This is a genomic window from Rathayibacter tanaceti (assembly GCF_009834165.1).
Classification (GTDB): domain Bacteria; phylum Actinomycetota; class Actinomycetes; order Actinomycetales; family Microbacteriaceae; genus Rathayibacter; species Rathayibacter tanaceti.
Genome location: NZ_CP047186.1, coordinates 223,384 through 233,689 on the forward strand (window position 1 = coordinate 223,384; position 10,306 = coordinate 233,689).

Consider the following 10,306-nt stretch of genomic DNA (forward strand, 5'->3'; position numbering starts at 1 on the left):
GATGGCGGCAGGCGCGCGGCCCGCCCCGCCCGCGGGGGGCGCGCCCTAGAAGAACGAGATGCAGTACGGCGTCGCGATCGCCGCGAAGAAGCGGTCCACCCGCTCCGGGTCGCCGGCGATGCGAACCGAGCCGGCGCGCGCCAGGGTCGACGGGCGCACCGAGCCCAGCAGCAGCGAGCCGAGGTCGGCGACGTCGAGCGCCAGGTCGGCCGCCTCCCCGGTGCGCTCCACGCGGCCGGAGCCGTCGGCCGCGGTGATCCGGTAGCGGCCGTCGGCGAGGCCCAGCTCGTCGGTCACGTCGACCACGAGCGCGTCGTCGGTGGTCCACGGCCGCGCCGAGAACGCGGCGGCGACGTCGAGGATCCGCAGCCAGATCAGGTCGCCGACGTGCTGCACCTGCACCACGCGCGCGTCGCGCAGCGCCCAGGTCAGCGGGTCGTCCACCGGCGCCATGTCCCAGGTCACCGCCGAGGCGAGGTCGACAGCGCCCAGGTACCCCCAGAGCGCGAGGTAGGCGTCGGGGGAGGGGGCGACCAGGTCGACGATCTCGAGGGTCCGAGCCTCGTCGGGCCCGACGGCACGATAGGTCACGTAGCCGTCGAGCTCGCCCCCGTCGTCGAGGTGCACGGCCGAGCGCACGTCCAGGCCCGGTGCGCTCTCGCCGGACTCCGTGCCCACCGAGTTCGCCTCGTAGCGGGACTGCCGGGTCAGCGAGCCGGGGACCGATGCCTGGAACGCGGCGAACACCTCCGGGATGCGCGGCTGGAGCCAGGTGGTCGCGACGACCTCGACGCGGCCGGACGGCTCGGTCTGCACTCCGAAGCGCGGGCCGGTGTCGACGCGGATCGAGCGGGTGAAGGCCGAGCGGCCGAAGCCGAACCGGCGGTAGATCGAGGCCTCGCTGGCGGTGAGCGCGGCGACCGGGGTGCCGGCCTCCGCTGCCAGGCGCAGGTCCTCGGTGATCATCGTGCGCAGGATGCCGCGGCGCCGGTGCGTCGGCCGCACGGTGACCTGGGAGACCAGGTGCGCGTCGATCTGTCGGCCCCGTCCGACCTGGAGCGAGCCGGGGAAGGCGGCGTAGGTGCCGACGGGCACGCCGGCGCCGTCCAGCCCCTCGGGGGAAGTGGAGTCGAGGACCGCGGTCAGCACGCGCTCGTCGGCGACCATGTGCTCGGCCCAGTCGCGCAGCTTCTCGGGCGTGAACTCCTTCTCGTGGAAGCCCGCGTTGATCGCGGTCGCCCATGCGGCGGTGGCGGAGTCGGGTCCGCCGTCGTCGTTCAGGGCGGCGGGGAAGCGGCGGAGGTCGAGACCGGTGAGAGGCATCCGTCCAGCCTATGCACCCGCGGTGCGCGGGCGCTGAGCCGATCCCGGCCGGGCGGCGGTTCAGAGCGCGGACCAGCGCTTCTCGAGCGCCGCGTCCACCGCTGCTGCGAGCCCGTCCAGCCGGGAGGAGTCGATCCGCGCCGGATCCGCGAAGCTCCTCACCCGCTCGCTCATCGCCGCGATCGCTGCGCGCCGCCGCGGCAGCGTCGCGGTGAACGCGCAGTCCCGGAGCAGAGCCAGCAGCTCTCCCGCCCCGCCCCGCGCCTCCGCGAGCACCTCGAGCCGCAGCTCGAAGGGCGCCTCCGGCACCACCACCCGCAGGAACCCCTCCGCGTCCTGGAACGCCGCAGGCGGGTCCGGGATCCGCGCCAGCAGCGCCAGCGCCGATCCGAGCGCGTCGAGGTCGCCCGCGATCGCCAGCTCCCGCAGTCGGGAGTCCACGTCGGCCGCGGGCCCCCGCCCGAGCGTGACCGGCCCGAGCGCGAGAGCGTCCAGCCGGCGCTCCTCCTCCTCGCTCGGCACCGTCGGGGTCGCCGACCACCACGAGAGCAGCGGAGTCGCGGCCACGGCGTGCTCGCCGGCGCGCCGCTCCAGCGCGATCAGCAGGTCCTCGCGGGCGGCGAGCGCCACGAGAGCGTCGACGTCGACGTCGAGCACGGTGCCCGACTCGGCGGGCAGCACGAGGTGCCGTCCGGAGGGAGGCGACGCCTCGGCGCGCGTCCTCGCGCCCGGGCCGCGCTCGCTGGCTCGCAGGATCTCCTCCTCGAGGGTCCGCCCGGGTCGTCGTCGTCCGCTTCCGCGCGCCATGCCGCCACGCTACCGTCGGCCGCATGACTCGATACCTCGCCCTGCTCCGCGGAGTGAACGTCAACGGCCGCACCGTGCGCAGCGCCGAGCTCGCCGAGACGGTCGCCGGCGTCGGAGGGGAACGGGTGCGGACGGTCCTCGCGAGCGGCAACGCGGCCTTCGACTCCGACCGCTCGGCCGCCGCGCTGAAGCCTGCGCTCGAGGCGGCGCTCGCCGAGCGGTTCGGCTACGACGCCTGGATCGTGCTCGTGACGCAGGAGGCGCTCGCCGCGGTGCTCGCGGCCTACCCGTTCCCGCGGATCGACGCCGAGGCCCACCCCTACGTCGTCTTCGGCTCCGATGAGGAGGCGCTCGATGCCGCGCAGGCCGCGATCGGCGAGACCGACCCGGCGGTCGAGCTCGTCGCCCGCGGTGCCGACGTCCTCCGCGGCACCGACGTCCTCTACGGTGCCGACGTCCTTTACTGGCGCTGCCCGCGCGGATCCTCGACCGACACCCCGGTCGCGAAGGTCCTCGCCCGATCGGCGTACCGCTCGACGACGACCACCCGGAACCTCCGCACGGTCGAGAAGCTCGCGACGGCCTGATGTCCCGCATCCGAGGTCGGCAGGGCCTCGAACCCCGCGATCGGCCGTGCTGCGCGCTCCTGACCTCGGGGACGGACGGCCGCGAGACCCCGTGGCTGGAAAGCCCGCTCATCATCGGGTGAGGCTCGCCTGGGTGATCGGGCCGCCCAGGACCGCCGGCCGCACCGCGATGGCTCGCGCGCGGAAGGCCGACGTGTGCTGCTGCGGGACGAGCCGACCACTTTCCTCGATGTCAGCCACCAGATCGAGGTGCTCGACCTGCTCGTCGACCTCAACCGCACCCGCGGGATCACGGTGCTGGTTCTGCACGACCTCGACCTCGCCGCCCGGCACGCCGGCCACCTGGTGGCGATCGCGAGCGGAGCGGTGCACGCCTCCGGCACGCCCGCCGCCGTGCTCACCGAGGAGGCGGTGCTCGCGGTGGTCGGCCTCGACAGGCGGATCATCACCGACCCGACCTCCGGCGCACGGCTGATGCTCCCTCTCGCCAGGCACCGCACCGTCGCTGGGGAGTCGGCCCCCACGGCGCGGATCGACGCCGACAGCGGCGCGCGGATCACGGACGTGTAAACGGTTCCACACGGCGACCGGGGGGCGTATACGATACGTCCCGTCCGCGGCGGACGACCGTCATCGGCGGAACCGCCGAACGCCTGCCCCCGATCAGAGGTCCTCCCCGCCGTGACTGCATCCCCGACGCGCCCCGGCGCCTCCGCGCTCCGCGAGGTGCGAGCGCTCCTCTTCGACCTCGACGGCGTGCTCACGCCGACCGCCGATGTGCACATGCAGGCCTGGTCGCGGCTCTTCACCGACTACCTCTCCTCGCGGGGAGTCGCCGAGGGATACACCGACGCCGACTACTTCCGCTACGTCGACGGTCGCCCGCGCTACGACGGCGTCCGCGCCCTGCTCACCTCCCGCGGGATCACCCTCCCCGAGGGCACACCCGAGGACGACCCGTCGCTCGAGACCGTGTGCGGGCTCGGCAACCGCAAGAACGACGCCTTCAACCGCACCCTCGCCGAGAGCGGCGTCGCCCCCTACCCGGGCTCGCTCCGCTTCGTCGACGCCGCGGTCGCCGCGGGGGTGGAGGTGGCCGTCGTCACCTCCTCCCGCAACGGCGTCCCCGTGCTCGAGGCCTCCGGCCTGCGCGACCGCTTCGAGATCGTGGTCGACGGTCTCCTCGCCGCCGAGCGCTCCATCGCCGGCAAGCCCGCGCCCGACACCTACCTCTACGCCGCGCAGCTCCTGGGCCTCGAGGCCGCGGAGTGCGCGGTCGTCGAGGACGCCCACTCCGGAGTCGCCGCCGGCCGCGCGGGCGGCTTCGGCCTCGTCGTCGGGGTCGACCGCGGAGTCGGCGCCGACACGCTCCTCGCGCACGGCGCCGACCTGGTCGTGGACGACCTCGCCGAGCTGCTCCCCTTCCTCCCCACCGCCCCCGCCCCCGAGGACGCCGCATGAACCCCATCACCTCCGATCCGCTCGACCGCAACCGCTTCCCGATCGACGAGTGGGCCCTGGTCGAGACCGAGTTCGCGTCCGAGCTCCAGGGCCGCACCGAGACGCTGTTCGCCACCGGCAACGGCTACCTCGGTCTCCGCGGAAACGTCGAGGAGGGTCGCGACGGCTACGCCTACGGCACCTTCATCAACGGCTTCCACGAGACCTGGCCGATCCGTCACGCCGAGGAGGCGTTCGGTTTCGCCCGGGTCGGCCAGACGATCGTCAACGTCCCCGACGCCAAGATCCTCCGGCTCTACGTCGACGACGAGCCGTTCGTCCTGAGCGAGGCCGACGTCCTCTCGTACTCGCGTCGCCTCGACTTCGCGAGCGGAGTGCTCACGCGCGAGGTCGAGTGGCGCACCCCGTCGGGCAAGCGCGTGCTGATCCGCTCGCGCCGCCTGGTCTCGTTCACCGACCGCCACCTTGCGATCCTCGACTACGAGGTCGAGATGCTCGACGCGGACGCCTCGGTGCTCATCTCGAGCCAGGTGCTCAACCGCCAGGACGGCGTCGACGAGTACCACGCGCCGTCGGGCAGCGAAGCCGCCGGCTTCGATCCGCGCAAGGCGGAGTCGTTCGAGGACCGGGTGCTCCAGCCGCGGCTGAAGCGCGTCACGGGTACGCGCTATCTCCTCGGATACCGCACCACCAACTCCCAGATGACGGTCGCCTGCGGTGCCGAGCACCAGCTCGAGACCGAGAACGAGTGGGACCAGACCTCCCAGATCGACGACGACCTCGCCAAGCACGTGTATCGCGTGAAGGCGAAGGCCGGCCGTCCGGTCCGCCTGATCAAGACGCTGACCTACCACACCTCCCGCGGCGTGCCCGTGCGCGAGCTGGCCGATCGCTGCGACCGCACCCTCGACCGTGCGCGCGAGACGCCGGTCGAGGAGCAGTTCATCAAGCAGCGTGAATGGCTCGACGACTTCTGGACCCGCTCCGATGTCCGGATCGGCGGGCAGCCCGCGATCCAGCAGGCCGCTCGGTGGAACCTCTTCCAGCTCGCGCAGTCGACGGCCCGCACCGACGGCGGCGGAGTCGCGGCCAAGGGGGTCTCGGGCTCCGGCTACGGCGGCCACTACTTCTGGGACACCGAGGTCTACGTCCTCCCGTTCCTCAGCTACACGGCCCCGCTCGTCGCCCGCAACGCGTTGCGCTTCCGCCAGAACATGCTCGAGGCGGCCCGCTCGCGCGCGACCGAGCTCAACCAGCGCGGCGCGCTCTTCCCCTGGCGCACCATCAACGGCCAGGAGTCGTCGGCCTACTACGCCGCCGGGACCGCGCAGTACCACATCGACGCCGACATCTCCTACGCGCTCATGCAGTACGTCGGAGCCACCGGCGACGACGACTTCCTCGCCCGCGGTGCGATCGACATCCTCGTCGAGACCGCTCGGATGTGGGCCGACCTGGGCTTCTGGCGCAGCAACGGCGACGACCACTTCCACATCCACGGCGTCACCGGCCCCGACGAGTACACGACCGTCGTGAACGACAACCTGTACACGAACGTCATGGCCCGGGCGAACCTCCGCTCGGCCGCCCGCGCCGTCGAGCTGCTCAAGGCCGTCGAGCCCGCCGCCTACGAGCGGATGGCCGACCGCCTCGCCCTCGACGAGGGCGAGGTGCTCGAGTGGGCGCGCGCCGCCGAGAAGATGCACATCCCCTTCGATGCGCGGGCCGGTATCCACCCGCAGGACGCGGCGTTCCTCGAGAAGGAACTGTGGGACCTCGAGAACACCCCGGCCAGCAAGCGCCCGCTGCTGCTGCACTTCCACCCGCTCGTGATCTACCGCTTCCAGGTGCTCAAGCAGGCCGACGTGGTGCTCGCGCTGCTGCTCCAGGGCAACGAGTTCACGGCCGAGCAGAAGCGTGCCGACTTCGAGTACTACGACGCGCTCACGACCGGCGACTCGACCCTCTCGGCCGTCGTGCAGTCGATCATCGCCGCCGAGGTGGGCTACAGCGACCTCGCTCGGCGCTACTTCCTGTCCGCCCTGTTCGTTGATCTCGCCGACCTGCACCGCAACACGGCGGACGGCATCCACGTCGCCTCCACCGGCGGTGTCTGGAGCGCCCTCGTGTACGGCTTCGGCGGGATGCGCGACCACGGCGGGCGGATCACGCTCGATCCGCGTCTCCCGGACGACTGGGACGGCCTGACCTTCCGCATCACCCTGCACGGCACGCGCGTGCGCGTCGAGGTGACGCAGACCGAGGTGCTGCTGAGCGTCGAGACCGGCGACTCGGCGGTGATCACCGTCCGTGACGAGCGGGTGCACGTCGAGGCCGGCACTCCCGTCCGCGTGGCCCTCACCCATCAGGGCCGCCGCCTGCACGGCGCCCCCACCACCTCCGACATCGAGGGCACCCGCCGCTCCGACGGCACCGTGATCACGGCCTCGATCCCCACGATCTCGATGACCCCGGAGCCCGAGGTGCTGACCGGTCCCTGAGTCCGTCCCCGCCCGCGTCGCGGGAGGCGTCCGGCCGCCGACGAGGTCCTCCGCGGGTGCGGGGGACCTCGTCCGTGGGAGCCTGTCCGTCGGCCTGATCGGCCGAGGACGGTCCAGGCGGGGCTCGGCCGGGTCGTCCCCGGCCCTCGACCTCCTCGTCCTCCGACGATCCAGCACTGCGGTCCTCCGAGCCGATCCGGCGGATGCGCGCCGCTCGGCAGCATGGGTGTCGTGGTCCTGCGAGAGGGCCTTCCACCCCGGGAGGCCGATCGCGGACGGGGGAGGAGGCGCTGTGACGACCGCGACCGAGGGGAACGGGACCTACACGGGCCTGGTGGCGGAGCTCCACGACCGCATGTACCCGGACGCCCTGGGCGACATCGCACAGCTCGTCGCCTGCCTTCAGCGGGTCGCCCCCGGACCTCGGGTGATGGAGTTCGGCATCGGCTCGGGCCGGGCGGCACTGCCCCTGGCCGAAGCGGGCCTCGAGGTCTCCGGTGTGGAGATCTCGTCGGACATGCTCCGGCTCCTCGCCGAGCGCGACACGGAAAAGCGCATCACGGCGCGCCGCGCCAGCTTCATCGACGACGAGCTGGAGGGCGAGTACGACGGCGTCACCCTGCTGCTCAACACGCTCCTCGTCGCCACCACGGCCGAGCAGCAGCTCGCGGTGCTCCGGAACGCCCGCCGGTGCCTCGCACCGGGCGGCGTGCTCCTCGTCGAGTGCTTCACCCCCTCGCGCTACCACGGGCTGACGGCACCCGCGATGTCGCTGAGGGACCTGGGCGACGGCGACGTCGTCATCGAGCAGTACACCGTCGAGCCGTCGCTCCAGCTGCTGGTCTCGCAGAACCTCGTCTTCGTCGGCGAGAAGCGGAGCACCTACACGCAGGTCCTGCGCTACGTCTTCCCCGCCGAGCTCGACTCCGCCGCGCGTCTCGCCGGCCTCGAGCCGCTCGGCCGCATGGCCGACTGGCAGGGCGCTCCGGTCACCGCGGCGTCCGAGCGCTTCATCTCCGCCTACCGACGGAGCGCGGAGTGATCGCGTCCGCCGAGCAGAAGCACCTGCTGGACCGCATCGCTCCCCTCCTGGCCCGGCTCGGCCGGACCCGGGACGAGATCGAGGACGCGCCGGTGCTCCTCGGCCGCAACCTCAACGCCCGCCTACGGTTCTCCGACGGCGACGACGTCTTCGTGAAGGCCGTGCGCGGCCTCGGCTCCGCGGGCCGGTACCAGCGGGTCACCACGTTCCACGATGTGATGGACCTCACCGGGCTCCCCGTCCGCACCCCGGACCTCCTCGCCCGCGACGACGCCGGACTGGTGCTGGCGCAGACCGTGGTCGGCGCCGAGAGCACCTTCGCCGAGCGGGTGCGCGAGAGCACCGTCAGCCCGGAGGAGCTCGAGCTGGTCGCCGGCGCGCTCGCCGCGGTGCACGGCGCGACTCCCTCGGACGCGAGCAGAGTCGAGAACCGGCCGCCGTCGCTTCCTCCGCACGGGCTCGACGCGATGCCCATCGACCTGTTCGAGGGATCGACGATGGGACAGCTCGAGATGTGGCGGCTCCTTCAGGGCGACCCCGTTCTCCGGGACCGGCTGGACGCGCTGGTGCGCTCCGCGCCGAGCGGCGATGCCGCCTCTCCCATCCACGGGGACCTGCGCTCCGACCAGATCCTCCTCGACGGCGCCACCTGCTGGATGCTCGACTGGGAGGACTTCCGGCTCGGAGACCCCGCCCGCGACGCCGGCGGCCTTCTCGGCGAGCTGTTCTACCACCGCGCGCGCCGTCTGGTGCACTCCATCGTCGCCGAGGGCGAGGAGGTGACCGACGCGTCGATCATCGCCCATGGCGGCCGCATGGTCGACGAGGCCGTCCCCTCCCTCCGCACCTTCTGGAGGGCGTACACCCGCGCCCGCGCCGTCGAGGAGGGCTTCGCTGCGCGAGCGGTCGGCTTCCTCGGGTGGCAGCTATTCGACAGGGCTCTCGCCTCGGCCACCTACTACGGCCGTATGTCGGCGATGGACCGGGCCCTCGCCGGGATCGGGCGCGAGGCGATCGTCAACGCCACCGGGTACACCGACGTCCTCGGGCTGGGGGCGGAGTGAGCGCGCCGGCCCTCGCCCCGACCGAGCAGGGGCTTGCGAGCGGGGTCTCCTGGATCCTCTCGCGCATCGGGATCGCGGACGACCAGCGCTCGGCCCGCGCCTTCGGCACGGAGATCGAGACCGCCTCCGCGTCCGAGCTCGGCCAGGTCCTCGCTCGGCGCATCTACCAGTTCGCGCACGCGGGGATCGGCCTGCGGGACGACGCGCCGGGCGGCAGCCTCACCAGCGAGGACCGAGTCATGGAGGAGCGGATCGCCTCCGCGACCGCGCGGCGGGCGAGGGCCGCCCGAGTCCCGCTGCTCGAGACCGTGCCCCAGTACAACGGCGTCGTCGTCCTGCATCAGAGCCTGCGCGTGTTCGTCCCGGACTCCCGCGTCCTGGACCGCACGTCGGCGACCGCGCACATCGCGCTCAACTCCCTCGCGACGCGCCTCTCGGTCGGCTTCTCGTTCTTCACCTCGAGCGCGGGAGCGGGCAGCAGATCCCGTCCGCTCCGCCTCTACCGCGCCGCCGCCGACGCCGACGACGCCCTCGACGCGTGGGGGCGGCTGACGGAGCGGCTGGAGTCGGCGCACGTGCCCGCTCGGGCAAAGATCCTCTCGTCGAGCGAGGCCTATCCGCGCACGGATGCGATCGTCCTCTACCTCCCCCAGGAGTCCTGGGAGCGCGTGCGGGAGTTCGCCGATCTGCTGGCGAGCGACGATCCGCGGGCGGGCACCTCCGTGCTCGCCGGTCGTCTGGCACCGGGAGTCGGATACGCCTGGGAGCCCGACGACCCGGCCCGGTCCCGGCGCACCCTGAGCTTCGGCGAGCACCGGGCCGAGACCATCGCGAAGGCGCTCGTCGAGCCCGGCGGGGAGCCGGCCGCCGAACGGGTCCGCCTGGCGCTCCTCGCCGCCAACATCCACCCCCTGAGGGTGCACGAGAACCTCGACTCGCCGCGGCTCCCGGGCTGAGCGAGCAGGTCGACGGCCGCCGACGCGGACGTCGAGCCGACACGGCACAGGAAACACGATCACAGAAAGCGAGAACGACATGAGCAGCACCACAGCCGAATCTCTCATCGCGGGATACCGCTCCTATGCGGTCCAGGCGCCCGACCTCTCCGGCACCACCGAGGCGGCGCCGGCAGCGACCCCGGGCGTCCTCAGCTTCATCGCCGCCTCCACGGTCGCCTGTGGAACGGCGATCAGCGTCGTCGGCGGCTCCGTCGTCGGAACCACGGTCAACGCGGGCTGCTGACGCCGCACCCCCACCTCTCGTCGAAACCTCTCGGAAAGAAGGACATGCCATGACCTCGAACCAGACCCTCATCGCCGGCTTCTCGAGCTACGCGAGCGCCGAGGAGCTCGTCTCCACCTCGCTCGAGTCCGCTCCCGGCGCGACTCCGTCGCCCATCTCGGCCGTCTCGGTCTTCGTGACCGCGTCCTCCCCCGAGTGCGCGCTCGTCTCGGTCGGCGTCACCGCGGGCGGAACCACCACCACCCTCGCCGCGGGCTGCTGACGACCCGGGCCCGGGGG

Annotated in this window: 11 protein-coding genes; 9 read left to right on the forward strand and 2 right to left on the reverse strand. The window is 72.8% G+C overall.

What is annotated here, in order from left to right; genetic code table 11:
• Positions 1–45: 45 nt before the first annotated feature.
• Both GSU10_RS01000 and GSU10_RS01005 read right to left on the reverse strand, forming a co-directional pair.
• Positions 46–1,323, reverse strand: coding sequence for a GNAT family N-acetyltransferase (locus GSU10_RS01000; RefSeq protein ID WP_068210319.1), 1,278 nt, complete (start codon positions 1,321–1,323; stop codon positions 46–48).
• Positions 1,324–1,383: 60 nt separating this feature from the next.
• The gene (locus tag GSU10_RS01005) at positions 1,384–2,130 is read right to left on the reverse strand and encodes a DUF2254 family protein (protein ID WP_068210316.1); all 747 of its coding nucleotides are present in this window, start codon (positions 2,128–2,130) and stop codon (positions 1,384–1,386) included.
• A 23-nt stretch (positions 2,131–2,153) separates the two neighbouring features.
• On the opposite strand from GSU10_RS01005, the gene GSU10_RS01010 reads away from it, so the two are divergent.
• The 9 genes from GSU10_RS01010 to GSU10_RS01050 all read left to right on the forward strand — a co-directional run bounded on the left by GSU10_RS01010 (position 2,154) and on the right by GSU10_RS01050 (position 10,289).
• Positions 2,154–2,717 carry a DUF1697 domain-containing protein gene (locus tag GSU10_RS01010; RefSeq protein WP_068210310.1) on the forward strand — a complete coding sequence of 188 codons (564 nt, stop codon included), beginning with the start codon at positions 2,154–2,156 and terminating at the stop codon, positions 2,715–2,717.
• A gap of 195 nt (positions 2,718–2,912) precedes the next feature.
• Positions 2,913–3,287 carry an ATP-binding cassette domain-containing protein gene (locus GSU10_RS01015; protein WP_068210308.1) on the forward strand — a complete coding sequence of 125 codons (375 nt, stop codon included), beginning with the start codon at positions 2,913–2,915 and terminating at the stop codon, positions 3,285–3,287.
• 111 nt (positions 3,288–3,398) lie between these two features.
• Positions 3,399–4,178 (forward strand): HAD family hydrolase, encoded by a 780-nt coding sequence (locus GSU10_RS01020; protein ID WP_132504700.1) that lies wholly within the window; start codon positions 3,399–3,401, stop codon positions 4,176–4,178.
• Positions 4,175–6,679, forward strand: coding sequence for a glycoside hydrolase family 65 protein (locus GSU10_RS01025; RefSeq protein WP_132504702.1), 2,505 nt, complete (start codon positions 4,175–4,177; stop codon positions 6,677–6,679). The genes GSU10_RS01020 and GSU10_RS01025 overlap by 4 nt, the downstream gene beginning before the upstream one ends.
• A 292-nt stretch (positions 6,680–6,971) precedes the next feature.
• Positions 6,972–7,721 carry a class I SAM-dependent methyltransferase gene (locus GSU10_RS01030; RefSeq protein ID WP_082845082.1) on the forward strand — a complete coding sequence of 250 codons (750 nt, stop codon included), beginning with the start codon at positions 6,972–6,974 and terminating at the stop codon, positions 7,719–7,721.
• Complete coding sequence (locus GSU10_RS01035) at positions 7,718–8,785, forward strand: phosphotransferase (RefSeq protein WP_132504704.1); 1,068 nt, start codon at positions 7,718–7,720, stop codon at positions 8,783–8,785. The genes GSU10_RS01030 and GSU10_RS01035 overlap by 4 nt, the downstream gene beginning before the upstream one ends.
• A complete protein-coding gene (locus GSU10_RS01040) occupies positions 8,782–9,741 on the forward strand; it encodes a T3SS effector HopA1 family protein (protein ID WP_068210304.1) in 960 nt (319 codons plus the stop codon). The genes GSU10_RS01035 and GSU10_RS01040 overlap by 4 nt, the downstream gene beginning before the upstream one ends.
• 79 nt (positions 9,742–9,820) lie before the next feature.
• Positions 9,821–10,027 carry a hypothetical protein gene (locus GSU10_RS01045; RefSeq protein ID WP_068210300.1) on the forward strand — a complete coding sequence of 69 codons (207 nt, stop codon included), beginning with the start codon at positions 9,821–9,823 and terminating at the stop codon, positions 10,025–10,027.
• A gap of 49 nt (positions 10,028–10,076) precedes the next feature.
• Positions 10,077–10,289 (forward strand): LxmA leader domain family RiPP, encoded by a 213-nt coding sequence (locus GSU10_RS01050; RefSeq protein ID WP_068210299.1) that lies wholly within the window; start codon positions 10,077–10,079, stop codon positions 10,287–10,289.
• Positions 10,290–10,306 lie beyond the last annotated feature (17 nt).